The sequence below is a fragment of the Streptomyces siamensis genome (assembly GCF_039543605.1).
In the GTDB taxonomy this organism is placed as follows: domain Bacteria; phylum Actinomycetota; class Actinomycetes; order Streptomycetales; family Streptomycetaceae; genus Streptomyces; species Streptomyces siamensis.
The window spans coordinates 174,436-200,204 of record NZ_BAABKB010000005.1; the positions used below are offsets into that span (position 1 = coordinate 174,436).

At 73.6% G+C, this 25,769-nt stretch carries 20 protein-coding genes; 8 read left to right on the top strand and 12 right to left on the bottom strand.

All coding sequences use genetic code 11. The features are described from left to right. Positions 1–4: 4 nt before the first annotated feature. The 8 genes from ABEB03_RS12560 to ABEB03_RS12595 all read right to left on the bottom strand — a co-directional run bounded on the left by ABEB03_RS12560 (position 5) and on the right by ABEB03_RS12595 (position 10,141). Complete coding sequence (locus tag ABEB03_RS12560) at positions 5–622, bottom strand: TetR/AcrR family transcriptional regulator (RefSeq protein ID WP_345646458.1); 618 nt, start codon at positions 620–622, stop codon at positions 5–7. After that, entirely contained in the window at positions 610–1,344 is a 735-nt protein-coding gene (locus ABEB03_RS12565) for an enoyl-CoA hydratase family protein (RefSeq protein WP_345646461.1), read from the bottom strand. The genes ABEB03_RS12560 and ABEB03_RS12565 overlap by 13 nt, the downstream gene beginning before the upstream one ends. Beyond that, positions 1,341–2,906, bottom strand: coding sequence for a 4-coumarate--CoA ligase family protein (locus ABEB03_RS12570; protein ID WP_345646464.1), 1,566 nt, complete (start codon positions 2,904–2,906; stop codon positions 1,341–1,343). Before ABEB03_RS12570 ends, ABEB03_RS12565 begins: the two co-directional genes overlap by 4 nt. A 28-nt stretch (positions 2,907–2,934) precedes the next feature. Next, positions 2,935–4,095, bottom strand: coding sequence for an acyl-CoA dehydrogenase family protein (locus tag ABEB03_RS12575; RefSeq protein WP_345646467.1), 1,161 nt, complete (start codon positions 4,093–4,095; stop codon positions 2,935–2,937). Between the two features lie 101 nt (positions 4,096–4,196). After that, positions 4,197–6,056 (bottom strand): acetyl/propionyl/methylcrotonyl-CoA carboxylase subunit alpha, encoded by a 1,860-nt coding sequence (locus ABEB03_RS12580; protein ID WP_345646470.1) that lies wholly within the window; start codon positions 6,054–6,056, stop codon positions 4,197–4,199. A gap of 10 nt (positions 6,057–6,066) precedes the next feature. Beyond that, a complete protein-coding gene (locus tag ABEB03_RS12585) occupies positions 6,067–7,665 on the bottom strand; it encodes an acyl-CoA carboxylase subunit beta (RefSeq protein ID WP_095935063.1) in 1,599 nt (532 codons plus the stop codon). Beyond that, positions 7,662–9,350, bottom strand: coding sequence for an acyclic terpene utilization AtuA family protein (locus tag ABEB03_RS12590; protein ID WP_345646477.1), 1,689 nt, complete (start codon positions 9,348–9,350; stop codon positions 7,662–7,664). Before ABEB03_RS12590 ends, ABEB03_RS12585 begins: the two co-directional genes overlap by 4 nt. Beyond that, entirely contained in the window at positions 9,347–10,141 is a 795-nt protein-coding gene (locus ABEB03_RS12595) for a TIGR03084 family metal-binding protein (RefSeq protein ID WP_345646480.1), read from the bottom strand. The genes ABEB03_RS12590 and ABEB03_RS12595 overlap by 4 nt, the downstream gene beginning before the upstream one ends. Before the next feature lie 182 nt (positions 10,142–10,323). On the opposite strand from ABEB03_RS12595, the gene ABEB03_RS12600 reads away from it, so the two are divergent. Further along, positions 10,324–10,953, top strand: a complete 630-nt coding sequence (locus tag ABEB03_RS12600; RefSeq protein WP_345646483.1) for a hypothetical protein — start codon at positions 10,324–10,326, stop codon at positions 10,951–10,953. A 20-nt stretch (positions 10,954–10,973) separates the two neighbouring features. On the opposite strand, the gene ABEB03_RS12605 is transcribed toward ABEB03_RS12600, so the two are convergent. Both ABEB03_RS12605 and ABEB03_RS12610 read right to left on the bottom strand, forming a co-directional pair. Next, the gene (locus ABEB03_RS12605) at positions 10,974–11,969 is read right to left on the bottom strand and encodes an EamA family transporter (protein WP_345646485.1); all 996 of its coding nucleotides are present in this window, start codon (positions 11,967–11,969) and stop codon (positions 10,974–10,976) included. 546 nt (positions 11,970–12,515) lie between these two features. Continuing rightward, positions 12,516–15,827 (bottom strand): FAD-binding and (Fe-S)-binding domain-containing protein, encoded by a 3,312-nt coding sequence (locus tag ABEB03_RS12610; RefSeq protein ID WP_425589224.1) that lies wholly within the window; start codon positions 15,825–15,827, stop codon positions 12,516–12,518. A 207-nt stretch (positions 15,828–16,034) separates the two neighbouring features. On the opposite strand from ABEB03_RS12610, the gene ABEB03_RS12615 reads away from it, so the two are divergent. The 7 genes from ABEB03_RS12615 to serC all read left to right on the top strand — a co-directional run bounded on the left by ABEB03_RS12615 (position 16,035) and on the right by serC (position 22,904). Then, positions 16,035–17,729 (top strand): sensor histidine kinase, encoded by a 1,695-nt coding sequence (locus tag ABEB03_RS12615; RefSeq protein ID WP_345647009.1) that lies wholly within the window; start codon positions 16,035–16,037, stop codon positions 17,727–17,729. Further along, on the top strand, positions 17,726–18,133 hold the full coding sequence (locus tag ABEB03_RS12620; RefSeq protein WP_028802828.1) for a roadblock/LC7 domain-containing protein: 408 nt from the start codon (positions 17,726–17,728) through the stop codon (positions 18,131–18,133). The genes ABEB03_RS12615 and ABEB03_RS12620 overlap by 4 nt, the downstream gene beginning before the upstream one ends. Next, positions 18,130–18,486: a DUF742 domain-containing protein gene (locus ABEB03_RS12625; protein ID WP_028802893.1), complete on the top strand. Its 357-nt coding sequence runs from the start codon at positions 18,130–18,132 to the stop codon at positions 18,484–18,486. The genes ABEB03_RS12620 and ABEB03_RS12625 overlap by 4 nt, the downstream gene beginning before the upstream one ends. After that, a complete protein-coding gene (locus ABEB03_RS12630; protein WP_095935068.1) occupies positions 18,467–19,120 on the top strand; it encodes a GTP-binding protein in 654 nt (217 codons plus the stop codon). Before ABEB03_RS12625 ends, ABEB03_RS12630 begins: the two co-directional genes overlap by 20 nt. Further along, the gene (locus ABEB03_RS12635) at positions 19,117–20,325 is read left to right on the top strand and encodes a cytochrome P450 (RefSeq protein ID WP_345646493.1); all 1,209 of its coding nucleotides are present in this window, start codon (positions 19,117–19,119) and stop codon (positions 20,323–20,325) included. Before ABEB03_RS12630 ends, ABEB03_RS12635 begins: the two co-directional genes overlap by 4 nt. Before the next feature lie 101 nt (positions 20,326–20,426). Continuing rightward, the gene (locus ABEB03_RS12640; RefSeq protein ID WP_345646496.1) at positions 20,427–21,647 is read left to right on the top strand and encodes a cytochrome P450 family protein; all 1,221 of its coding nucleotides are present in this window, start codon (positions 20,427–20,429) and stop codon (positions 21,645–21,647) included. A 138-nt stretch (positions 21,648–21,785) separates the two neighbouring features. Beyond that, complete coding sequence (gene serC, locus ABEB03_RS12645) at positions 21,786–22,904, top strand: phosphoserine transaminase (protein ID WP_345646499.1); 1,119 nt, start codon at positions 21,786–21,788, stop codon at positions 22,902–22,904. Positions 22,905–23,069: 165 nt separating this feature from the next. On the opposite strand, the gene ABEB03_RS12650 is transcribed toward serC, so the two are convergent. Together ABEB03_RS12650 and ABEB03_RS12655 are read right to left on the bottom strand one after the other, a co-directional pair. Further along, the gene (locus tag ABEB03_RS12650; protein ID WP_345646502.1) at positions 23,070–24,566 is read right to left on the bottom strand and encodes a cellulase family glycosylhydrolase; all 1,497 of its coding nucleotides are present in this window, start codon (positions 24,564–24,566) and stop codon (positions 23,070–23,072) included. Between the two features lie 137 nt (positions 24,567–24,703). Then, positions 24,704–25,684 (bottom strand): WD40 repeat domain-containing protein, encoded by a 981-nt coding sequence (locus ABEB03_RS12655; RefSeq protein ID WP_345646505.1) that lies wholly within the window; start codon positions 25,682–25,684, stop codon positions 24,704–24,706. Positions 25,685–25,769 lie beyond the last annotated feature (85 nt).

Consider the following 25,769-nt stretch of genomic DNA (forward strand, 5'->3'; position numbering starts at 1 on the left):
GGCCTCAGTCCAGCGCCTCCTCCATCAGTGCTCCCCACTGCTCCACCACCCGCGCCCGCCGCGTCCCGTCGTCGGTGAGGAGATTGGCGAGGCCGAGACCGCGGGCCATGTCGAGCAGGCCCTGCACCGTCTCGCGCACGCCCGGCCGGGACTCGTCGGCGCCCAGCAGGTCGACCGCGATGCGATGGCTCTCACGGCCGACGCGGGCCTCCAGCTCGGTGACCCGCGTCCGCAGCTGGTCCTCGTTCGAGGCGGCGACCCACAGGTGCAGGGCGGCCCGGAAGAGCGGCCCGGTGTAGAGGTCGACGAGGGCGGCCACCACGACCCGGCGGTCGGCGGCGCCGTCCGGGAAGAGGGCGCGCAGGGCGGTGGATCGTTCCTCGGCGACGTACTCGACGGCCGCGGTGAACAGGTCCTCACGGGTGGGGAAGTGGTGCTGGGCGGCGCCCCGGGAGACACCGGCGCGCTCGGCGACGACGGAGACCGTCGAGCCCGCCCAGCCGTGTTCGGCGAGGCAGGCCACGGCGGCTTCCAGGAGCCGCTGCCGGGTGGCCCGGCTGCGGTCCTGCTTGGGGACATGCGGAAGACGCCCGACGTGCTCCGTCGTGCTCACACCACCCATGCGGCATCCCGTCGTTCGAGGAAGGCGGTCATCCCCTCGGCGGCCTGCGCGGAGGAGAACAGCCGGGCCGAGAGCGCGGTCAGCCCGGCCGCGTCCCGGTCGAAGGTCTCCAGCACCTTAGCCGTGAGCAGCGCCTTGGTCTCGGCGAGAGCCTGGGGCGAGGACCGGCGCACCCCGTCGAGGACCGGGGCGAGCACCTCGTCGGCGTCGGGGCCGGCGGCCGTCAGCAGACCGGTGCGGACCGCCTCGGCGGCGTCGAAGCGTTCGCCGGTGAGGTAGTGGCGGGCGAGGGCGCGCGGGTCGGTGCGGGGCAGCAGGGTGAGGGAGATCACGGCGGGCGCGACGCCGATGCGCACCTCCGTGAAGGCGAAGCTCGCCCCCTCCCCCGCGACCGCGATGTCGCAGGCCCCGAGCAGGCCCAGCCCGCCCGCCCGCACATGACCGGTCACCCGGGCCACCACGGGCTTGCGCAGCTCGACGATCTGCCGCAGCAGTCCGACCAGGGCGTCCGGGTGGGGCGGGTCGCGCAGGTCGGCGCCCGCGCAGAAGGTGTTCCCGGTGTGGGTGAGGACGACGGCGCGCACGCCGTCGTCCTTGCCGCACCGGGTGAGCGCGTCGGCGAGTTCGCCCACGAGGACGGCCGACAGGGCGTTGCGGTTGGCGGGCGAGTCGAGCGTCAGCGTGGTGACGGCGCGGTCGTGTGCCGCGTGCACGACGGTCATGAAAGGCTCCGCAGCTGACGGCGCAGGATCTTCCCGGAGGCGGCCCGGGGGACCCCGTGGACGAAGGTGACCATGCGGATCCGCTTGTACGGGGCGACGCGTTCGGCGACGTGCATCATGACCTCGCCCTCGGTGAGGTCCGGTGCGGACGGCTGGCGCACCACGAAGGCGTGCGGGACTTCGTTGTTGTCTTCGTTGTAGACCCCTATGACGGCGGCATCGGCGATGCCGGGGTGGGTGAGCAGCAGCGCCTCCAGTTCGGCGGGCGCGACCTGGAAGCCCTTGTACTTGATGAGTTCCTTGACACGGTCGACGACGAAGAGCCAGCCGTCGGCGTCGACATGGCCGACGTCCCCGGTGTGCAGCCAGCCGTCCGTGTCGATCATCGCGGCGGTGGCGTCGGGGCGCCCGAGGTAGCCCTTCATGACCTGGGGTCCGCGGATGGTGATCTCGCCGGCCTCGCCGACGCCCAGGTCCTTGGCGGGGTCGTCCAGGGAGACGATCCGCATCTCGGTGCCGGCTATCAGCTTGCCGACGGTCCCGGGCGGCGGGTTCTCGGCGTCCAGGGGGACGACGTGCGTGCCGGGCGACAGTTCCGTCATGCCGTACGCCTGGCCGACGGGCGGCAGTCCGAGCCGCTGCGAACAGGCGGCGGCCAGGGCGGCGTCCAGCGGCGCGGCCGAGCAGATGATGTATTTCAGGGACGACAGGTCGTACTGCGCGACGGCCGGGTGCTTGGCGAGGGCCAGGACGATCGGCGGGGCCACGTACAGACCGGTGATGTGGTGCTTCTGGATCGCCGCGAGGAAGGTGTCCAGGTCGAAGCGCGGCAGCACGACGACGGTGGCGCCCTGCCTCAGGGGCGCGTTCATGAGGGCGGTCAGCCCGTAGATGTGGAAGAAGGGCAGCACGGCGAGGATGCGGTCACCGGAGCCCATCGGCATGCACGGCGAGAGCTGCGCGAGGTTGGTGGCGATGGACCGGTGGGTGAGCATCACGCCCTTGGGGACACCCGTCGTGCCCGAGGAGTACGGCAGTGCCGCGACGTCCTCGACGGGGTCGATGTCCACCTGGGGCTCGGGCGCCGTGCTGCCGAGCAGCTCGATCAGCGAACGGTGCCCCGGCGCCTGGTCGCAGACGAAGATCTCCCTGACCCCGCCCGCGAGTTCGGCCGCCTGGCGGGCGGCCTGAAGGAGCGGGGACACGGTCACGATCCAGCTCGCCGCGCTGTCCCGCAGCTGCTTGGCGAACTCCTCGGCCGTGGCGAGCGGGTGCACGGTGGTGACCGAGGCCCCCGCCCGCGTGGCCGCGTAGAACGCCGTCGGGAAGGCGATGGTGTTGGGGCTGTGCAGGGCCAGCACGTCGCCCTTGCGGACGCCGGCCTCGGCGAACGCGGCGGCCAGTCGGCGGTGGAAGTGGTCGAGTTGGCCGTAGGTGAGCGTGGTGCCGTCGACGCCGTCGACGAGCGCGGGCGTGTCGCCGCGCTCGGCGGCCCCGCCGAGGACGGCCTCGTGGATGGGTTGCTCGACGGCCGGGACGTCTGCGTACTCGCTGCGGAACACGGTTCCTCCTAGAGCGGCTCGCCAGGTCCTAGTACGACTTGGGCAGACCCAGGGTCTGGTGGGAGATGTAGTTGAGAATCATCTCCCTGCTCACCGGCGCGATACGAGACACGCGCGAGGCCGTAATCAGGGAGGCGAGGCCGAACTCACGGGTGAGGCCGTTGCCGCCGAGGGTGTGCACGGCCTGGTCGACGGCCCGTACGCAGGCCTCACCGGCGGCGTACTTGGCCATGTTCGCCGCCTCTCCGGCCGCCACGTCGTCCCCGCGGTCGTAGAGGTGGGCCGCCTTCTGCATCATCAGGCGGGCCAGTTCGAGTTCGATGTGGGACTGCGCCAGGGGGTGTGCGATGGCCTGGTGGGCGCCGATGGGCGCCTTCCACACGGTGCGCTCGCGGGCGTACCCGACGGCCTTGGCGAGGGCGTACCGGCCCATGCCGATCGCGAACGCGGCCGTCATCACCCGCTCGGGGTTGAGGCCGGCGAAGAGCTGGAGCAGGCCGGCGTCCTCGTCACCGACGAGTGCGTCGGCGGGCAGCCGCACGTCGTCCAGGGTCAGCTCGAACTGCTTCTCCGCGCCGTGCAGTTCCATGTCGATGGGACGGCGGCCGAAGCCCTCGGCGTCCCGCGGCACGATGAACAGGCAGGGTTTCAGGCTGCCCGTCCGCGCGTCCTCCGTGCGGCCCACGATGAGCGTCGCGTCGGCGATGTCGACGCCCGAGATGAACACCTTCCGGCCGGTGAGGACCCAGTCGGTGCCGTCCCGGCGGGCCGTGGTGGTGATCCGGTGCGAGTTGGAGCCCGCGTCGGGCTCGGTGATGCCGAAGGCCATCGTGCGGGTGCCGTCGGCGAGTCCGGGCAGCCACTGCCGCTTCTGCTCCTCGGTGCCGAACCGTGCGATGACGGTGCCGCAGATGGCGGGCGAGACGACCATCATCAGCAGGGGGCAGCCGGCGGCGCCCAGCTCCTCCAGGACGATGGAGAGTTCGGCTATGCCACCGCCTCCGCCGCCGTACTCCTCGGGCAGGTTCACGCCGAGGTAGCCGAGCTTGGCCGCCTCGGACCAGAGTTCGTCCGGGTGCCCCCCGTCGGCGACGACCTTGGCAAGGTAGTCGCGGCCGTAGCGCGCGCCCAGGGCGGCGACGGCGGAACGGAGTGCCTTGTGCTCTTCGGTCTCGACGGCGGAACTCATGGAGCCTCCTGAAGACGGAAAGTACGGCTGGTTCATGACGGGTCGCGCGGTCCGGCCGGGGTCGCGCGCGGTGCGGCGGCACGGGCCGCCGCACCGGGGCGTTACGGGGTGTCGTCCTGCGGGGCCGGCTGCACGACCGCGAGCAGCGCGCCCACCTCGACCTGCCGGCCGGGGGCCGCGTGCAGGGCCGTGAGCGTGCCCGCGGCGGGCGCGGAGATCTTGTGCTCCATCTTCATCGCCTCCAGCCACAGCAGCGGCTCCCCGGCCCGTACAAAGGCGCCGACGGCCAGTCCCTCGGCGACGCGTACGACGGTTCCGGGCATGGGTGCGAGCAGCGATCCCGGGTCCTGCTGGGCGGTGGGGTCACCGAAGCGCGGCAGCGCGGTCAGCGCGGTGGCGTTCACGAAGACCTGGTCGCCGTGGCGCGCGATCGCGAAGTCGCGCCGCACGCCGTCGACTTCGAGGACGACGAGACAGGCGTCGGCGCGCACCACGCGCACCCCGTCGGCCGCGAGGCCCTCGCGGGTGTGGCGGTAGCGCGCCTCGTGCTCGGTGCCGGCCATCAGGTAGCGCTTGACCTGCGGCTGCGAGGCCACGTTGCGCCAGCCGCCGAACCGGGACCGGCCGTGCGCGTCGGCGAGGGCCGCGGCGAGCGGCGCGTACGGGTCGGGGGTGGGCTCGGTCAGCTCGTCCAGGTGACGGTCGTAGAACCCGGTGTCCATGCGGGCCTCGGCGAACTCCGGGTGCCGCAGGGAGCGGACGAGGAGGTCCCGGTTGGTGACCGGGCCGTGCACGGTCGCCCGCTCCAGGGCGCCCGCCAGTTTCCGCACGGCCTCGGCGCGCGTGGGGGCGTGGGCGACCGCCTTGGCGAGCATCGGGTCGTAGTGGATGCCGATCTCGGCGCCGTCGGCGTACCCGGTGTCCAGGCGGATGCCGTCCGGGACGGCGAGGCGGTGCAGGACCCCGGTCTGCGGGGCCCAGGAGCGTGCCGGGTCCTCCGCGTACAGGCGGGCCTCGACCGCGTGTCCCCGCGCCCGGGGCGGCTCGACCTCCAGGGCGCCGCCCTCGGCGACCCGGATCTGCAGCGCCACCAGGTCGATGCCGAACACGGCCTCCGTCACCGGGTGTTCCACCTGGAGGCGGGTGTTCATCTCCAGGAAGTGCGCCCGGCCGTCCGCGACCAGGAACTCGACCGTCCCGGCGCCCACGTAGTCGACGGCGCGGGCGGCGCGCACGGCCGAGGCGTGCAGCTCGGCGGCGAGCTCGTCGCCCAGGCCCGGCGCCGGCGCCTCCTCGACGACCTTCTGGTGACGGCGCTGGAGGGAGCAGTCGCGGGTGCCGAGCGCCCACACCGTGCCGTGCGTGTCGGCGAGGACCTGCACCTCGACGTGCCGGCCGCCCTCCACGTACGGCTCGACGAAGACCTCGCCGTCGCCGAACGCGCTCAGCGCCTCGGCGCGTGCCGCCGCCAGCTCGGCGTCCAGGTCGGCCAGGTCCCGCACGATCCGCATGCCGCGTCCGCCGCCGCCCGCGGCGGCCTTCACCAGCACGGGCAGGTCGCCGTCCGTCACCGACGCGAGGGGTTCGATGCCCATCAGCTGCTTGGCGCGGGTCTTGGAGGCCATCGCCTCGATCGCCCCGGGCGGCGGCCCGATCCACACGAGGCCGGCGTCGAGAACGGCGCGCGCGAAGTCGGCGTTCTCGGAGAGGAAGCCGTAGCCGGGGTGCACGGCGTCCGCGCCCGCGTTCAGCGCCGCCTTCACGATCAGGTCGGCGCGCAGATACGTCTCCGCCGGGGCGGCGCCCGGCAGCCGCACCGCCGCGTCCGCCATGCGTGTGTGCAGGGCGTTCTCGTCGGCGTCCGAGTACACGGCGACGGTCCGGATCCCGAGTTCGCCGCAGGTGCGGAAGACACGGCAGGCGATCTCGCCCCGGTTGGCGACAAGGACTGAGCTGATCACTGGAGGGACCTCACATCCGGAAGACGCCGAAACCACCGCGCACGCCCTCGTAGGGCGCCGTGTGGATCGCGGACAGGCACATGCCGAGGACGGTGCGGGTGTCGCGCGGGTCGATGACCCCGTCGTCGTACAGCCGGCCGGACAGGAACATCGGCAGCGACTCGGACTCGATCTGCTGCTCCACCATGGCGCGCAGCGCCGCGTCGGCCTCGTCGTCGTAGGGCCGTCCCTTCGCCGCGGCCGACTGCCGGGCGACGATGGACAGGACGCCCGCGAGCTGCTGCGGGCCCATGACCGCCGACTTGGCGCTCGGCCAGGCGAACAGGAAGCGCGGGTCGTAGGCGCGCCCGCACATGCCGTAGTGCCCGGCTCCGTACGACGCCCCCATGAGCACCGACAGGTGCGGGACCCGGGAGTTGCTCACCGCGTTGATCATCATGGCGCCGTGCTTGATGATGCCGCCCTGCTCGTACTCCTTGCCGACCATGTAGCCGGTGGTGTTGTGCAGGAACAGCAGCGGGATGTCGCGCTGGTTGGCGAGCTGGATGAACTGGGCGGCCTTCTGGGACTCGGCGCTGAAGAGCACGCCCTGGGCGTTGGCGAGGATGCCGACGGGGTACCCGTGCAGGGCGGCCCAGCCGGTCGTCAGGCTGGTCCCGTAGCGCGGCTTGAACTCGTCGAAGTCCGAGCCGTCGACGATCCGGGCGATCACCTCGCGCGGGTCGAAGGGGTGCTTGAGGTCGCCGGGGACGATCCCGAGCAGTTCGTCCTCGTCGTACTTGGGCGGGGCGGCCGGGCCCGGGTCGCCGTACGCCTTGCGGTGGTTGAGGCGGGCGACCACGCGCCGGGCCTGCCGCAGCGCGTCCTCCTCGTCGACCGCGAAGTAGTCCGCGAGTCCCGACACGCGCGCGTGCATCTCGGCGCCGCCCAGGGACTCGTCGTCGCTCTCCTCGCCCGTGGCCATCTTCACCAGCGGCGGCCCGCCGAGGAAGACCTTGGCCCGCTCCTTCACCATGATCACGTGGTCGGACATGCCGGGGACGTACGCGCCGCCCGCGGTGGAGTTCCCGAAGACGACCGCCACGGTGGGGATCCCCGCCGCCGACAGCCGGGTGAGGTCGCGGAAGATCGCGCCCCCGGGGATGAAGATCTCCTTCTGCGAGGGCAGATCGGCGCCGCCCGACTCGACGAGGCTGATGCAGGGCAGCCGGTTGGCGAGCGCGATGTCGTTGGCCCGCAGGGCCTTCTTCAGGCTCCACGGGTTGCTGGCGCCGCCGCGCACCGTCGGGTCGTTCGCCGTGATCAGGCACTCGACCCCCTCGACCACGCCGATGCCGGTGACGAGGGAGGCACCGACCGTGTACTCGCTGCCCCAGGCCGCCAGCGGCGACAGCTCCAGGAAGGGTGTGTCCGGGTCCAGCAGCAGTTCGATGCGCTCGCGTGCGAGCAGCTTGCCGCGCGCGCGGTGCCGGGCGACGTACTTCTCGCCCCCGCCGGCGAGGGCCTTGGCGTGCTCGCCCTCGAGTTCGGCGAGCTTGGCGGCCATCGTCTCGCGATGGGCCGCGTACTCGGGGCTCTTGGTGTCGAGCGCGGTGGGAAGGACGGTCACAGGAGGCTCTCCGGAATGTCCAGGTGACGGGAGCGGAGCCATTCGCCCAGGGCCTTGGCCTGGGGGTCGAAGCGGGCCTGGGAGGCGACGCCCTCGCCGAGGATCCCCTCGACGACGAAGTTGAGGGCGCGCAGGTTGGGCAGGACGTGCCGGACGACGGTCAGCGGGGCGCTCTCGGGCATCAGCTCCCGGAACCGGTCGGCCGTCAGCTCGTGGGCCAGCCAGCGCCAGGCGTCGTCCGTGCGGGCCCACACGCCCACGTTGGCGTTGCCGCCCTTGTCCCCGCTGCGGGCGCCCGCGACCCGGCCGAGCGGCGCGCGGCGCGTCGGCCCCGGCGGCAGGGGGTCGGGCAGGACGGGGTCCGGGACGTCGTCGAGGACGCGGGTGTCCGGCGCCCCGGGCACCGGGATCCTGCGTCCGTCGTCCAGGACGGCCGCGTGGGCGACAGCCGCCTGGGGGACGTGCACGGCCTCGAACACGCCGTAGGGCGCGCCCTTGCCGGGGGGCGCCACCACGTGGAAGCCGGGGTAGCTGGCGAGTGCCAGCTCGATGGCCGCGCCGCTCAGCGCGCGCCCGACGGTCTGCTGGTCGGGGTCCCGCACGACGAGCCGCAGCAGCGCGCTCGCCGTCTCCTCGGTGTCCGCGTCGGACCGGTCGGTGCGGGCCAGTTCCCACCGCACCTGGGCGGGCGGCGACTTGGCGAGCGCGTCCGTCATCTGCTCGCGGACCAGCGCGGCCTTGTCCTCGACGTCGAGTCCGGTGAGGACGAAGACGACCTCGTTGCGGAAGCCGCCGAGCTTGTTGAGGCCGACCTTGAGGGTCGGTGGCGGCGCCTCGCCGCGCACACCCTCGATCCGGACGCGGTCGGGGCCCTGACGGCCGAGCCGTACGGTGTCCAGCCGGGCCGTGACGTCGGGTCCCGCGTACCGGGCGCCGCCCGTCTCGTAGAGCAGTTGCGCGGTGACCGTGCCGACGTCGACGAAGCCGCCGGTGCCGTCGTGCTTGGTGATGACGCAGCTGCCGTCCTCGTGGAGTTCCGCCAGCGGGAAGCCGGGCCGGCGCACGTCGCCGTCCCGGAAGAACGCGTAGTTGCCGCCGGTGGCCTGGGTCCCGCACTCCAGCACGTGTCCGGCGACGACGGCGCCCGCGAGCCGGTCGTGGTCCGTGGGCCCCCACCCGAAGTGGGCGGCGGCGGGCCCGGTGACCAGGGCCGCGTCGGTCACCCGTCCGGTGACCACGACGTCCGCGCCCTCCCGCAGGCAGGCGGTGATGCCGAAGCCGCCGAGGTAGGCGTGCGCGGCCAGACTGCCGGGGTGTTCCGCGGTGAGGTCGTCGCCCTCGACGTGGGCGACGCGCACCGGGATGCCGAGCCGTTCCGCCAGCTTGCGCACGGCGGCGGCGAGTCCGGCGGGGTTGAGCCCTCCGGCGTTGGTGACGATGCGCACGCCGCGCTCGTGGGCGAGGCCGAGGCAGTCCTCCAACTGCCGCAGGAACGTGCGGGCATAGCCGGCGGCGGGGTCCTTGAGGCGGTCCCTGCCCAGGATGAGCATGGTCAGCTCGGCGAGGTAGTCGCCGGTCAGGACGTCCAGTTCGCCGCCGGTGAGCATCTCGCGCACGGCGTCGAAGCGGTCGCCGTAGAAGCCGGAGGCGTTGCCGATGCGGAGCGGGGCTGCCGGGGCGCTCACCGGGCCGTCTCCCGCGGCACGCGGCCGGTGCCGGGCGGGCCCGCGAAGGCCTGGGCGATGTCGAGCCAGCGGTCGGCGTCGGTGCCGTCGGCGCGCACGGCGAGGTCGGCGCGGTGGGCGCGCTGGGTGACCAGGAGGCAGAAGTCGAGCGCGGGACCGGTGACGCGCTGGGCCGCGTCCTCGGGGCCGTAGGTCCACAAGGCGCCGGAGGGGGCGGTGACTTCCACCCGGAACTCCTCGGCGGGTGCGGGGAGTCCGTGGGCGCCGAACGCGAAGTTCCGTGCCCGGACGCCGATGCGGACCACGTGCCGCAGCCGGTCGGTGGGGGCGCGGACCACGCCGAGCGCGTCGGAGACGTCCTGGCCGTGGGCCCAGGTCTCCATGAGCCGCCCGGTGGCCATGGAGGCGGTGGACATGGGTGGCCCGTACCAGGGGAAGCGGGCGCCGGCCGGGGCCTCGCGCAGGGCGCGGTCGAGCGCGGTCCGGCCGTCCCGCCACCGTGCGAGCAGGTCGGCGGGCGCGAGCCGGGCGCCGTCCTCGGCCCCCTGGTCCACGAACGAGTCGGGGGCCGCGAGCGCCTTCTCGACCAGGGCGTGGAAGGCGTCCGCGTCCGTGACGGCGAGCAGTGCGGAGTGGTCGGTCCAGGCGAGGTGGGCGATCTGGTGGGCGACGGTCCACCCTGCGGCGGGCGTGTCGAGCGCCCACCGATCCGCTTCCAACTCCCCGACCAGCCGGTCGAGTTCCTCGCTCTCCTGCTGCAGATCGTCGATCACTGACGACGCGTCGGACACGATGCGCTCCCTCGGGGCACGACGTTGTGTGCCCCGGAGCATGTCAGCGACCGCAGAAACAAGCAAGCATGCTTGCATTAATTCTCACGGCCACGGCCGGCGGACGCCCGAAGGGTGCGCGGGAATCCGCCACGAAGCGGGGAGTTTGTCGTGATCAGGTCACACGGTTAGGCTCTGCCGCCATGCCTTCCGCCCCCTCCCGTCCCGGTCCCGACGCCACCGTCCACCGCTTCGGCATGCGGCGGCTGCGGACCGGACTGCCCGGCACGCTGATCGCTCTCTGCCTCGCCCCGCTCCCCCTGGCCGTCACCGCGGCGCAGGACGGGGCGGGCGCCGGACGGTGGGTCTTCGCCGTGGTGTGGCTGCTGTTCTGGGGCGGCCTGGGGGCGCTGATGTCCTACGCGCTGTGGACGGGGCGCCGGACCCTGCTCGCCTTCGACGCCTACGGCGTCTGGTGGTGGCACAGTCCCGAGCGCTACGCGGCGGTGCCGTGGCAGTCGCTCGCCGGCGTCGGCCTCCACTGGGCGCACCAGGGCAGCGCGAGGGCGGGCCGGAAGGTCATGAGCCTCGAACTGTGCCCGTACGGCGACGTCGACGCCGACGACCCCGTGCTCCGGCCGCTCGTCGTGCGGGACGAGCCGCTGCGGCCAGGGCTGCCCGAGCGCCGCTACCGGATCGGGATCCCGACGTACCCCGGCCGCCGTTGGGGACGCGAACTGGCCGCGTCGGCCCATGCGCGGGCGCCGCACCTGTGGTTCGGCGAGCACGAGCGGCCGTACGGCCGTCCCGGTCCGGTGCGGCGCACCGGCTGAAGCGGCGCGCCGCGGGACGCTCAGCCCGCGGAACCCTCGGCCGCCGGCAGCGGCTCCCGCTCCAGCCCCTTGGCCCTGCCGCGGCCCACCTGCGTCCGTACCGCTCCCATGCTCGCCGCGATGACCAGGGCGATCGCCAGCGCCTGGGTGACCGACAGCGCCTGACCGAGGACGAGGAAGCCCGCGGTGGCGGCGACGGCCGGTTCGAGGCTCATGAGGATGGCGAAGGTGGAGGCGGGCAGCCGCCGCAGGGCGAGGAGTTCGAGGGTGTAGGGCAGGACCGAGGAGAGGACGGCCACCGCCGCGCCCAGCACCACCGTGGTGGGGACGAGGAGTTTCGAGCCGGACTCGGCGATACCCAGCGGCAGGAAGGCCACCGCCGCGACCACCATGGCGAGGGCGAGCCCGTCGGCCTGGGGGAAGCGCCTGCCCGTACGGGCGCTGAAGACGATGTACGCCGCCCACATGGCGCCGGCGCCGAGCGCGAAGGCCACACCGGCCGGGTCGAGGCTGCTGAACCCTCCGCCGCCGAGCAGGAAGACCCCGCCGAGCGCGAGGCCGGCCCAGACCAGGTTCACGGAGCGCCTGGAGGCGAGCACGGAGAGCGCGAGGGGGCCGAGCACTTCGAGCGTGACGGCGGGGCCCAGCGGGATCCGGTCGACCGCCTGGTAGAAGAGGCCGTTCATCGCGGCCATCGTCAGACCGAAGACGACGACGGTGCCCCAGTCGGCGCGCGAGTGCCCGCGCGTCCTGGGGCGGCAGACCGCGAGCAGCACGACCGCCGCCACCAGCAGCCGGAGGGTCACCACGCCGAGCGCGCCGGCCCGCGGCATCAGACTCACCGCGAGGGCGCCGCCGAACTGCACGGAGATTCCGCCGGCGAGGACCAGTCCCACGGGCCCGAGAGCGCCGCGTCGGCCCGGTCCGCCCGCCGTGGGCGCACCCGGCGCGGGGGCGGGAGCCATCGCGGGGGCGACCGAGGCCGGGGAGGACGGGACGGCGCTGGGGGTGTTCACGGGACCTTCCAGGGGATCGACGCGGAATTCGTTCATCATGCTGCACTTGCCAGTCCAGAGTAATGGACTTGGTCAGGCGTGTGAACCCATGACGGAACTGTCCCACGGTGCGGACGGCGACGCCCACCGGGCCCCGTGTCGGGCCGCGGACAGCGCCCGGCCGCGCCCCGGCCGCCGTCCGGTCCGGGGCGGCCCGGGGCGGCCCGGGGCGGGTTCGAAGGTGCCGGCATCGGGCCTCCGGGCGCGGGGGCCGAGCGGCCCGGGTCGGGAACCCGGGCCACTCGTAGCGGGATCAGGCCGACTCGGGTCGCGATCCGAGCGGCCCGCACGGGATCGCGGGTGCACAGGACCGGATCCTGGCCGACGCCGTTCCGCCCGTCCCCCGCCCTGGTCGGATCCGCGGTGGCCCGGGTCGGCTCCCCGCCGACCGGCGCCGGGTCCCGGCCGACCCGCGTCGGCCCGGATCCCGGCCGGCCCGCGTCGGGCTCCGGCGGCCCGCGTCGCCACCCGGACGACCCTCGTCGGATCCCGGGCGCCCGGGCCGGGTCACGGGTGGCCCGCGTCGGGCCCCGGGCCGCCCAGGTCTGGAGGAAACGCTGCGGCCGCGGGATCTCGGCCGGGGTCGGGCAGTGCGTCCGCCAGTGCCTCGGCGAGGTGCCGTGCCCCGCTGCCGGCCAGTTGGCGCATCTGGGTGCGGCAGGAGAAGCCGTCCGCGAGGAGCAGCGTGTCGTCCGTGGCCGCGCGCACCGCCGGGAGGAGCTGTTCCTCCGCGCAGGCCCTGGACACCTCGTAGTGGCCCTTCTCGAAGCCGAAGTTGCCGGCCAGGCCGCAGCAGCCGCCCGCGAGGGTGCCGGTCAGTCCGGCCGCCTCGCGCAGCCGGCGGTCGGCGGCGTCGCCGAGCACCGCGTGCTGGTGGCAATGGGTCTGGCCGGCGACCGGGCGGTCCAGCCGGGGCGGGGTCCAGTCCGGGGCGTGGCGCTCCAGGGCCTCGGCGAACGTCACCACCGCCGCCGCGAGCCGCGCCGCGCGGGGGTCGTCGTGCAGCAGTTCCGGGAGGTCGGTGCGCAGGGCGGCGGCGCAGCTGGGCTCCAGGACGACGACCGGGATGCCCTCCGCCTCCAGGTACGGCTCCATCAGGTCGAGGGAGCGGCGCATCACGGCACGGGCCCGGTCGAGCTGTCCGGTGGAGACGTACGTCAGCCCGCAGCAGACGCGGCTGCGGCGGCGTGCGAGGAGCAGCGCGAGGGCGGCCGGGCCGCGCGTCACCCCGTCGCCGACCGGCCCCCACCGGGTCCGGAGCCCGTCTCCGCTCGCGCCGGAACCGCCGGTCCACGGCCGGCCTCCGCTCCCGTTGGACTCCCCGGTCCCGAACCCACCGGCCCGCTCACTCCCACTGGTCTCCCCGGTCCCGAACCCTCCGGCCGGATCGCTGCCGCCGGACTCACCGTTCCCCCACCCTCCGGCCCGATCACTCCCACCGGACGCCACGGTCCTCGGCCCCCCGGGCCGACCGCTCGCGTCCGGCCGGTGCGGTCGGCGCATCCCGGCCGGACCGGGAGTCATCCGCTTCGTCGGTGGCAGCAGGACGGTCAGCCCGGCCGCCTCCAGGACACGGACGGCCGCCCGCCCCACGGACGGCGACAGGTGCTCGGTGAACGTGTCCGGCCAGAGCACCACGACGGTGCCGCCGAACCCCGGGAAGGCCGGTCGCGCCCCCGGCCGCCGCCGCGCGCGCACGAACGCCTTCACCCGGCCCCGGAACCGGCGTGTCCACCAGCGGCTGAACGTCTCCGCCGCCAGCCGCGGGATCTCCCGCTCGGGCGCGATCCCGGCCAGCCGCTTGGCGACGGCGGCCAGCGGGCGTACGGAGGCGAGGCCGTTGACCAGCCGGGCGGAACGCGTACGGGACACCGCGGCGAGCCACACGGGCAACCGGCCCATCGCGTAGTGCGCGGCGGGCCGGCGGCGCCCGGCGTAGTGGTGGTGGAGGAACTCCGCCTTGTACGTGGCCATGTCGACGCCGACCGGGCAGTCCGACCGGCAGCCCTTGCAGGACAGGCACAGGTCCAGCGCGTCGCGGACCTCCGTGGAACGCCATCCGTCGGTCACGACCTCGCCGGCGAGCATCTCGTGCAGCAGCCGGGCACGCCCGCGCGTCGAGTGCTCCTCCTCGCCGGTCGCCCGGAAGGAGGGGCACATGACGCCGGTCGCCGACGCCCCGGTCGTACGGCATTTGGCGACGCCCACGCAGCGGCGCACCGCCGCCGAGAAGTCCCCGCCGTCGGCCGGATAGCCGAACTCCACGTCCACGGGCCGGCCCGGCAGCGCCGCGAACCGCAGGTTCTCGTCGAGGCGGTGCGGCCGTACGAGCATGCCGGGGTTGAGCAGGCCGTCCGGGTCCCAGAGGTCCTTCGCCCGCTCGAAGAGACCGACCATGCCGGCGCCGTACATCCGGGGCAGCAGCTCCGCCCGCGCCTGTCCGTCGCCGTGCTCGCCGGAGAGGGAACCGCCGTGCGAGACGACCACCTCGGCCAGTTCCTGCGAGAAGCTCCGGAAGCGGGCCACCCCCGCCGTGCTGACGAGGTCGAAGTCGATGCGCACATGGATGCAGCCGTCGCCGAAGTGCCCGTACGGTGTGCCGCGCAGTCCGTACGCCGTCAGCAGGGCGCGGAAGTCGCGCAGGTACGCCCCGAGCCGGGCGGGCGGCACCGCGCAGTCCTCCCAGCCGGGCCAGGCCTCGCTGCCGTCCGGCATCCGGGTCGCGGTGCCGCTGGCGTCCTCGCGGATGCGCCACAGGGCACGCTGCCCGGCCGGGTCGGTGACCACGACGGCGTCCGTCACGTCGGCGGCCCGCACGATCGCGTCCGCCCGCGCGCGGGCCTCGCCGCCGGACACCCCGCCCGTCTCCACGAACAGCCAGGCCCCGCCGCGCGGCAGCCCGGCCCCGGCCGGCACCAGATCGGCGGCCATCCCCTCCACGGTCAGCGGCCCGTGCGGCAACAGCCCGGCCGCCGCCTCTGCGGCCGCGCTCTCGTCCGGGTAGGCGAGCACGGCCAGCGCCCGCGCGGGCGGGTCCTCCACGAGCCGTACGACGGCTTCGGTCAGCACCCCCCAGGTGCCCTCGGAGCCGCAGAAGGCGCGGGCGACGTCCGCGCCGCGCTCCGGCAGGAGGGCGTCCAGCGCGTAGCCGGAGATGCGGCGCGGCAGGTCCGGGAAGCCGGTGCGCAGGCGCGCGAGTTCACCGTCCACCAGGTCCCGGAGCCCGTCCGGCGCGCCCGCCCAGTCCCGGCCCAGCCTCAGGCGCGCGCCTCGCGCGGTGACCACCGACAGGTCCCGCACGCTGTCCGCGGTCGTGCCCCAGGCCACCGAGTGCGATCCGCACGAGTTGTTGCCGATCATTCCGCCGAGCGTGCAGCGGCCGTGCGTCGACGGGTCGGGGCCGAAGCGCAGGCCGTGCGGGGCGGCGGCCTCCTGGAGGCGGTCGAGGACGGCGCCGGGCTGGACCACGGCGGTCCGGGAGTCCGGGTCGAGCGAGACGATCGCGTTCATGTGCCGGGTGAAGTCGAGGACGACGCCGGTGCCCGTGGCCTGCCCTGCGATCGACGTGCCACCGCCGCGGGCCACGACGGGCACGCCGTGCGCGCGGCAGACGGCGAGCGCCGCCGTCACGTCGTCGGCGTCGCGCGGGGACACGACGCCGAGCGGGACGCGGCGGTAGTTGGACGCGTCCATGGTGGTCAGCGCCCGCGCGGTGGTGCCGAAGTCGACCTCGCCGCGGACCGCCCGGCGCAGCCCTTCCCGCAGTGCCCGGGCGTCGGTCGCCGGTACCGGTGTCCCCTGCTTCCCGAGATCCGTCATGCCTCCCAGGATGCCGCCGCACGTCGGTGCCACCGGCGCTCCCGGCAACCCGTTTTGCGCCCGGATCCTGAAACCGCTTCCAGAACCTTCCCAATGCGATCACGAACTCTCATATAGTGATCGCAAGTTGAGCACCAGGTGTCGCTTCTCGCCCAGGACACGACCGAGGACACGTTCTCGCCCCAGAAGACGACCGAGGACCGATTGATGACCCCGCCTCTCCCCCACGGCGAACGACCCACCTTCCGCGCCGTCGCGCCCGCTCCACTGATCACCGCCGTCCCGGCCGCCCTCGCGGTGGCCTGCGCGGTCGCCCTGGCACCCGACTCGGCACGCGCACCGCTCGCCTGGGGCACGGGCGCCGCCGCGATCCTGCTCTGCGCGGCCGTCGCGGTGGCCTCGTACGCCGTGCGGAGCGCGAAACTGGCACGCCGTCGCCTCGGCACCGTCACCGAGGACGCCGGACGGCTCCTCCAGGAAAGGGCCCGGCTGACCGAGGAGTTCAACCAGGAGCGGGCCCGCCTCGCCGACGACGCCGCACGCGAGCGGACCCGTCTCGCCGAGGCCGCCGCCCGCGAACGCGTCCGGCTGACCGAGGAGTTCGCGTCCGAGCGCGAGCAACTCGCCGAGCAGTTCGCCGCGGAACGCCGGCAACTGGCCGACGAGCAGGAACGGCTCACCGGCGAACGGGCCCGTCTCACCGAGGAGAACGCGCGGCTGGCGCAGCGCGCCCGGCAGGCCTCGGGCGACCGGGCCGCCGCGATCTCGGCGACCGCCAACGCGGCGGGCCGCATGCAGGCGCTGGCCACCGGCATGCTCGCCGACCTGCGCGGCATGGAGGAGAGGCACTCCGACGAGGACGTCCTCGCCGACCTCCTCCACCTCGACCACCGCACCGCCCAGGCGGGCCGGCTCGCCGACTCGGTCGCCGTCCTGACCGGCGCGCGCTCCGGCCGCCGCTGGGCCCGTCCGATCGTCATGGAGTCGATCCTGCGCGGCGCGATGGGCCGCATCAGCGGCTACCAGCGGGTGCGCGTGCACTCCGCGAGCGAGGCCGCCGTCGCCGGACACGCCGCCGAGGGCGTGATGCACGCACTCGCCGAACTCCTCGACAACGCGGCGAACTTCTCGCCGCCGACCGCAGAGGTCCATGTGTACGTCGAGGAGGTCCCGGCCGGCGTCATCGTCTCCGTCGAGGACAGCGGCCTGATCATGGGCGACGTCCAGCTGCGCCGCGCCGAACGCGCCGTGTCCGGCGACGTCGCCGAGCTCGGCGGCCTCACCGGTACCCGGCTCGGCCTCGCCGTGGTCGGCCGGCTCGCCCGCAAGCACGGCCTGACGGTGTCCTTCCGGCCCTCCGCGCGCGGCGGCACCGGCGTCCTGGTGCTCATCCCCCAGGACCTGCTGACCCAGCCGCCCGCACCGCTGCCCGCCGAACCCGCGCCGGCGTCGCGCCCCGCCGTCACCGCGCGCACCGAGGTGTCGTACGCCGCCGCCCGCGCCGTCGAGGACCTCGACCCGGACCCGGTCCCCACCCACGACTCGCCCCGGCACGAAGCGGCGGCCCCGTCGACCGGCGGCCTGCCCAAGCGCCGCCGCGGCCGGACCCTCGCGCACGCCGAGCGCAGCCGCTCGCACGCCACGCCCCCGGCCGCCGAGCCGAAGCCCCCTACCCCCGACGAGGCCAAGGCGCGGGCCGTCGCCCGCTTCGGCAGCTTCCGCGACGCGGTGCGCGGTGCGGCGGCAGGCGCCGCGGAGGCCGCCCGGCAGGACGACCCCGCGGCCGACGCACCGCCCGACGGGCCCGAGAACGCCGCACGCGACGAGACGGTCGCACCGACGGCGTCCCCCACCACTCACTCGACCCCGCACTCGCACCCGGAAGGCGACACCACCCCATGACCGGCACCACCACCGCCGACGAGAAGCTCTCCTGGCTCATCGAGGGCCTCCTTGAGCGCACCCCGGGCGCGCGGCACGCGCTCGTGCTCTCCCGCGACGGCCTGAAGCTGTGCCGCACCCCCGAGCTCTCGGTCGACCAGGCCGACCAGCTCGCCGCGATCGCCGCCGGCATCCAGTCGCTGTCCCACGGGGCGTCCGTCGAGTTCGGCGACGGCAGCGGCGGCGTGCGCTCGGCGATGGCCGAGTTCTACGGCGGGGTCCTGTTCATCGTGGAGGCGGGCGACGGCGCGCACCTCGCCGTGGTCACCGCCGAGGACGCCGACGCGGGTCTGGTCGGGCACAACATGAGCGAACTCGTGGAGCAACTCGGCGAACACCTGAGCGCGCAGCCCCGTACGTCATGAGCCGGCCCGGCAGGGACGACGCGCCCGACCGGCTGTACACCCTCACGGGAGGGCGCAGCCGGTCCGGGCCCGACACCCCCTTCGACCTCGTGACCCTGGTGGTCGCCGAGTGCGACCCGGTGGCGGGCATGCAGTCCGAGCACGCCGCGATCCTGCGGCTGTGCGAGCGGCCGACGGCGGTCGTCGAGATCGCCGCCGAGCTGCGGCTGCCGGTGTCCATCACCCGCATCCTGCTCGCCGACCTGCTCGCCGCGGGCCGGGTCAGCGCCCGCCATCCGCACGCGGCGGTCCCCTCAGGCCTCCCCGATCCCGACATCCTGGAGCAGGTGCTCGTTGGACTCCGTAACCTCTGACGCCCTCGCGCCCGCGAGCGCCCGTACACCCCTTCAGGCGTCGGCCGACAACGGCCTGAAGATCGTGATCGTCGGCGGCTTCGGCGTCGGCAAGACGACCCTGGTCCGCTCCGTCAGCGAGATCCGTCCCCTCAACACCGAGGAGACGATGACGCAGGCCGGTGCCGCCGTGGACGACATCAGCGAGGTGCGCGGCAAGTCCGCCACGACCGTCGCCTTCGACTTCGGCCGTATCACCCTGGACGCCCACAACGTGCTGTACCTGTTCGGCGCGCCCGGGCAGGAGCGCTTCTGGTTCCTCTGGGACCGGCTGTTCTCCGGCACGCTCGGCGCGGTCGTCCTCGTCGACACCAGGCGCATCGACGACTCCTGGTACGCCATCGACCGGCTGGAGCACCACGGCACCCCGTTCATCGTGGCCTGCAACGACTTCGGCGGGCCCACCCACACCCCCGCGCAGATCCGCGAGGCGCTCGACCTCGACCCGCACGTGCCGCTGATCGACTGCGACGCCCGCTCCCGGGAGTCCGCCAAGCGGGTGCTGATCACCCTGGTCGAGCACCTCGCCTCCCTGTACGCCCCTCACGGCGCCGCCGCGCAAGGCGCCCCGAACTCACCGGAGCCGGCACTGTGACCTCCGCCCCCGTGCCGCTGAGCGGCCCCCGGTTCCAGACCGAACCGGCCGAGCTGTACCGGGAGATGCGGCGCGACCACGGCGCGGTCGTACCCGTCGTGCTCGACGGCGACATCCCGGCGTGGCTGGTGCTGGGCTACCGCGAGCTGCACCAGGTCACCGGCGACCCGCAGCTGTTCAGCCGGGACTCCGAGCTGTGGAACCAGTGGGACCGCATCCCCGACGACTGGCCGCTGCTCCCGATGATCGGCCGCAGGCAGCCCTCCATCCTGTACACCGTCGGCGAGCGCCATCGCGAACGCGCCGCGATGATCAGCAACGCGCTCGAAGCCGTCGACGCCTTCGAACTGCGCAGCCACGCGGAGAAGTTCGCCGACGAGCTCATCGACGCGGTGTGCACGAAGGGCGAGACCGACATCGTCGAGGACTACGCCGCCCTGCTGCCGGTACGCGTCCTCGCGCGCCTGTACGGCTTCTCCGACGAACAGGGCCCCGGCCTCGTCACCGCCCTCAACGACATGGTCAACGGACGTGAGGGCGCACTCGCCGGACAGCAGCACCTGGCCACGTCGATGGCGCAGTTGCTGGCCGACCGCAAGGACGAGCCCGCGGACGACGTCGTCTCCCGGATGCTCGCCGACCCGTCCGGCTTCACGGACGAGGAGATCGTCCAGGACCTCATGGTCATGATGGCCGCGGGCCACCAGCCGACCGCCGACTGGATCGGCAACTCGCTGCGTCTGATGCTCACGGACGAACGTTTCGCAGCCTCCCTGTTCGGCGGCCGGCACAGCGTCGGCGAGGCCATGAACGAGGTCCTGTGGGAGGACACCCCGACCCAGAACGTGGCGGGCCGCTGGACCTCCCGCGACACCCAGCTCGGCGGCCGCCGGGTCCGCGCCGGCGACCTGCTGCTGCTCGGCCTGCAGGGCGCCAACGCCGACCCCCAGGTCCGCACCGACGGCTCCGCCCTCACCGGCGGCAACAGCGCCCACTTCTCCTTCGGCCACGGCGAGCACCGCTGCCCGTTCCCGGCTCAGGAGGTCGCCGAGGTCATCGCGCGGACCGGCATCGAGGTCGTGCTGGACCGGCTGCCGGACATCGACCTGGCCGTACCCGCCGAGTCGCTGACCAGGCGCCCCTCCCCCTGGCTGCGGGGCCTGACTCGGCTGCCGGTGACGTTCACCCCCGTACCCGCGCGCTGACACCTCGCGCGCACCCGGCCGACCTGCTCCCTCCGGCCGGGGTCCGGGGGCTGTCCCCGGGCACCACCGCATCCCACCCCGCCCCCTGGAGGCACCCCCGCATGACCACCGGCACCGAAGAGACCCGCATAGCCCTGGACCCCTTCGTCACCGACCTGGAGGCCGAGAGCGCCGCGCTGCGCGCCGCGGGCCCGCTCGCCGCCGTCGAACTGCCCGGCGGCGTACCGGTGTGGGCGGTCACGCACCACGCCGAGGCCAAGAAGCTGCTGACCGACCCCCGGCTGGTGAAGGACATCAACGTCTGGGGCGCCTGGCAGCGCGGCGAGATCGCCCCGGACTGGCCGCTGATCGGGCTCGCCAACCCCGGCCGTTCGATGCTCACCGTGGACGGCGCCGACCACCGGCGGATGCGCACGCTGGTCGCGCAGGCCCTCACCCCGCGCCGCGTGGAGCAGATGCGGGAGCGGATCACCAAGCTGACCGAAGGGCTGCTCGACGGGCTGGAGGGCGAGGTCGTCGACCTCAAGGCCGACTTCGCCTACCCGCTGCCGATGTACGTCGTGGCCGACCTCATGGGCATCGCGGAGGACCGGCTGCCGCGCCTGAAGGAGCTCTTCGAGAAGTTCTTCTCGACGCAGACCCCGCCCGCGGAGGTCATCGCCACGCTCACCGAGCTGGCCGGGATCATGGCGGACACGGTCGCCGCGAAGCGCGCCGAGCCGGGCGACGACCTCACCTCGGCGCTGATCCTCGCCTCCGAGGACGGCGACCACCTGACCGACGAGGAGATCGTCTCCACGCTCCAGCTGATGGTCGCGGCCGGCCACGAGACGACGATCTCGCTGATCGTCAACGCGGTGGTCAACCTCTCCACCCACCCGGAGCAGCGCGCCCTCGTCCTGTCGGGTGAGGCCGACTGGTCGGCGGTCGTCGAGGAGACGCTCCGCTGGTCCACCCCGACCTCCCACGTCCTGATCCGCTTCGCCACGGAGGACGTCCCGGTCGGCGACAAGGTCATTCCGGCAGGGGACGCGCTGATCGTCTCCTACGGCGCCCTCGGCCGCGACGAGCAGGCCCACGGTCCGACGGCGGGCGACTTCGACATCACCCGCACGGTCCAGAACCGGCACATCTCCTTCGGCCACGGCCCGCACGTGTGCCCCGGAGCGGCCCTGTCCCGTCTGGAGGCGGGCGTCGCCCTGCCCGCCCTGTACGCCCGTTTCCCGTCCCTCGACCTGGCCGTCCCCGCCGCCGACCTGCGCAACAAGCCGGTGGTCACCCAGAACGACCTGTTCGAGCTGCCGGTGCGGCTGAACCCGTAGGCCCCGTGGTCCCGGCCCCGCACGACCACGCGGGGCCGGGCCGTCTCGTAGGTCTCCACAAGTCCGCGGGCCGACGGGGTCGTCTCATCGAACGGACACGTTTCCGTCCGGTTTCTCCGAAGGGATACGCTCCGGCTCGTGGCTGACATCCAGATCCCCGCTGACATCAAGCCCGCCGACGGACGATTCGGCGCGGGCCCCTCCAAGGTGCGTACGGAGGCGCTGGACGCGCTGGCCGCGACCGGCAGCTCCCTGCTCGGCACGTCCCACCGCCAGGCCCCGGTCAAGAACCTGGTCGGCAAGGTGCGCGAAGGCGTGCGCGAGCTGTTCTCCCTGCCCGACGGGTACGAGGTCGTCCTCGGCAACGGCGGCTCCACCGCGTTCTGGGACGTCGCCACCCACGGCCTGATCGAGAACAAGTCGCAGCACCTCAACTTCGGCGAGTTCAGCTCGAAGTTCGCCAAGGCCGCCAAGCTCGCGCCCTGGCTGGCCGAGCCGACCGTCATCGCGAGCGACCCGGGCACCCACCCGGAGCCGCGGGCCGAGGCGGGCGTCGACGTGTACGCCTTCACCCACAACGAGACCTCCACCGGTGTCGCCGCCCCCGTCCGCCGGGTGCGGGGCGCCGACGAGGGCTCCCTCGTGCTGGTGGACGCCACCTCCGGCGCCGGCGGCCTCCCGGTCGACATCGCCGAGACCGACGTCTACTACTTCGCCCCGCAGAAGTCCTTCGCCTCCGACGGCGGCCTGTGGATCGGCGTCTTCTCACCGGCCGCTATCGAGCGGGCCGAGCGGATCCACGCCTCCGGCCGTCACGTCCCGGAGTTCTTCTCGCTGCCCACGGCGATCGACAACTCCCGCAAGAACCAGACGTACAACACCCCGGCCCTCGCCACGCTCTTCCTGCTCAACGAGCAGCTGGAGTGGATCAACGGCCAGGGCGGACTCGCCTGGTCCACGGCCCGCACCAAGGACTCGTCGACCCGCCTGTACGGCTGGGCCGAGGAGTCCAAGTACGCGACGCCGTTCGTCACCGACGCGGCGAAGCGGTCCCAGGTCATCGGCACGATCGACTTCGCCGACGAGATCGACGCCGCCGCCGTCGCCAAGGTGCTGCGCGCCAACGGCATCGTCGACACCGAGCCCTACCGCAAGCTCGGCCGCAACCAGCTGCGCATCGCGATGTTCCCGGCGATCGACCCGGCGGACGTCGAGGCGCTGACGAAGTGCATCGACCACGTCATCGAGAAGCTCTGACCGCTTCCCGCCCGTGAGCGGACAGGGAGCCCGGCGCGATGGACCGCGCCGGGCTCCTTCTCGTCCGCGGTCACGACGGCACGCCGGTCACGACGGCACGCCGGTCACGACGGCGCGCGGGTCACGACAGCGCGCCCCGGTCCGTGGACCGGTGCCGCCGTGCCTTCAGGTCGCCGTGCACGTGACCGCGGGCGTGCCACCGCCTCCCGGTGCCCCGCCGAAGCCGAAGCCCGCCGAACCGCCCACCGGGATCGCCCCGTTGTGGGCCGCGTTGACGGCACTCACGGTGGCCCCGTTCTGTGTGTACGTGGCGTTCCACATGCTGGTGACCCGCTGGCTGCCGCTCCATGTCCAGGTCACCTTCCAGGACGTGAGCGCGGTGGTGCCGGTGTTGGTCACCTTGACGTCGGCGTTGAAGCCGCCGCCCCAGTCGCTGCTGACCGTGTAGGCGGCGGCGCAGGCGGCCGTACCGCCACCGCCGCCCCCGCCGCCGTCCCCGGTCGACGGGAATCCCGGCGCCTTGACGCTCGCGAGGTAGCCGTCCTTCACGGTGTCCACGGTCGTCCAGTCGTCCTTGAGGATGCCGCCCGTGTCACCGGAGTTGGGGTTCCACGACCAGAAGGTCCAGGAGATGCTGTCGGCACCGTAGGTGCCGGTCGGGCGCAGGTAGGAGACGAGCGCGGCCAGCCACTTCTGGTCCACCGACGACTGGAGCGTCGTGCCGAACTCGCCGACCCACACCGGCGCGATGTTCTGCTTGAAGAGGTAGCCCCAGTACCTGTCCCACACCCCCGGCATGTTGGCCGGGAAGGACGGGTCGCTGAACCAGCTCTGCTGGGCCACGCTGGTGGCGTAGTCGTGGGCGGAGTAGACGACCCGGTTCGCCACGTCCAGCTGGACCGGGTACTGCCCGGCCCCCATCAGGTTGCCGCCCCACCAGCCCGAGACGCCGTTGTACGTCTGCACACCCTCGACGAAGACCAGCAGCCGTGAGTTGACGGACAGGACCGCGTTCCCGGCCCGCTGTGCGGCCAGCCGCCAGTCGACGGCCGTGTCGCCGCAGCCCCAGCAGGCCGGATCGTGCGGCTCGTTGTGCAGGTCGATCCCGATGACGGTGTCCTGACCCGCGTAACGCGCCGCCAGCGTCTTGAGGCCGGCGATCCACGTCGACTCGGGGACGGCCGCGGTGTACCAGAGGGCGGACTGCCCTCCCGAGTCGGGCCGGTGCCGGTCGAGGATCACCTTGAGGCCGTCCTGGCCGGCGTACGACACGATCCTGTCCATGACCTGGAGGGAGTCGAGCCCCTGGAGGTCGGCGTTCTTGCCACCGGAGAAGTCGATGCTGTCGGGCACGGTGCCCTTGAACAGGTCGTCGCTGTAGGGGAGCCGGACGGTGTTGTAGCCCAGCGACTTCATCTGGTCGATCATGCTCTTGTAGTCGCGCGACCAGAGGCCGTGGACGACGTGGTTGCCGGTCTCGAAGCCGAACCAGTTGATCCCGGCGATCCGGACGGGCCGGTCGGCGGAGTCGAGGATCTGCCGGCCGCTGGTGTGCCAGTACCCGGCGCCGGGGTCCGCCGCGCGGGCGGTCTGCGCACCCGCCAGCGGTAACAGCAGTGCGGCCGTCACGGCGCACAGCGCTCTTCGCAGGCTGCGGAACATAGGGATGGTTCCTCTCGGGGGGAGGCGCGGCCCCGGAACAGGATGGGAGCGCTCCCATGCGCCGCGCACCCCCCATGGAACGGATAGACCATGGACACGTCAATAGGCGCGACAGGGGTCGCGTCCCGCCGGGCCGCTCAGCTGCGGCGCAGCAGCCGCCTGAGCCCGAAGAGCACCGCGCAGGCCGCCGCGACCGCGAGGGCGCCGACCTTGAAGCCGCCGCCCAGCCCGCCGCCGTCACCCCCTCCGGCGGACGAACCCCCGCCGTTCGACGGGGACTTGGAATCGGACCCCGCGGAGCCGGGCGCGTCCTCCGGCTGCACGGCGCTGTCCGCGCCCTCGCTGCCGTACATGAGCTTCGAACCGTCCGGGCTGTACGTGACCGACTCGCCCTGCCCCTGGAGCGGGACGTTCAGCCGTCCCTCACGCTTGATCTTTCCGCCGTTCCACTCGTACGCGATCCCGCCGAAGTAGCCGCGGACGGCGAGCTGCCGGCCGTCGGGCGAGAAGGCGGCGTCGGTGGCCCACAGGTCGACGGGGGCGACGGGCCGGAAGACGTTCGTGCCGGACGCGGAGAGCCGGGAGGGGCCCTCGTAGAGGTGACCGCCGTCCTCGTTCTTGTCGACGACGTAGACCCGCCCGGTCTTCGGGTGCACCATCAGCGCCTCCGCGTTGCGGGGCCCGTCCGCGTACTTCACGACGTACTGCGTGGCGCGGACCGTCTGGTCCTTCAGCACTTTCGGCTCGGGCAGCCGGTAGATCCACACGTGGTCCCACTTGCCGCCGAGGTTGTCACCGATGTCGCCGACGTAGAGGTCGCCGTCGGGCCCGATGGAGATCGCCTCGACGTCCCGGGGAGCTCCGACCCCCGTCATGGTGACGGTGGCGACGGTCCGTCCCGTCCTGCTGTCGACCGCGTACAGGTACGCCCCGTCGTCGCTGTCGTTGTGGGTCCAGTAGACGCCCGGGTGCAGGTGCGAGGCGGCGAGGCCGCTGGACTCGGTGATCCGGGGGTCCTTGATCGTGAAGCCGTCGTCGCCACCGCTGTCGGCGACGGCCGGCGCCGACAGCACGACGACGAGGGCGGCTCCGGCGAGGAACGGAAGCGATCGGCGCATGGCCCCAAGCCTGCCATCCCGGCGGGCGGTTCAGGGCCGTCGGCACCACCGCCGGGCGTCCGGGACGGCGTGTCCAGCCTCACAC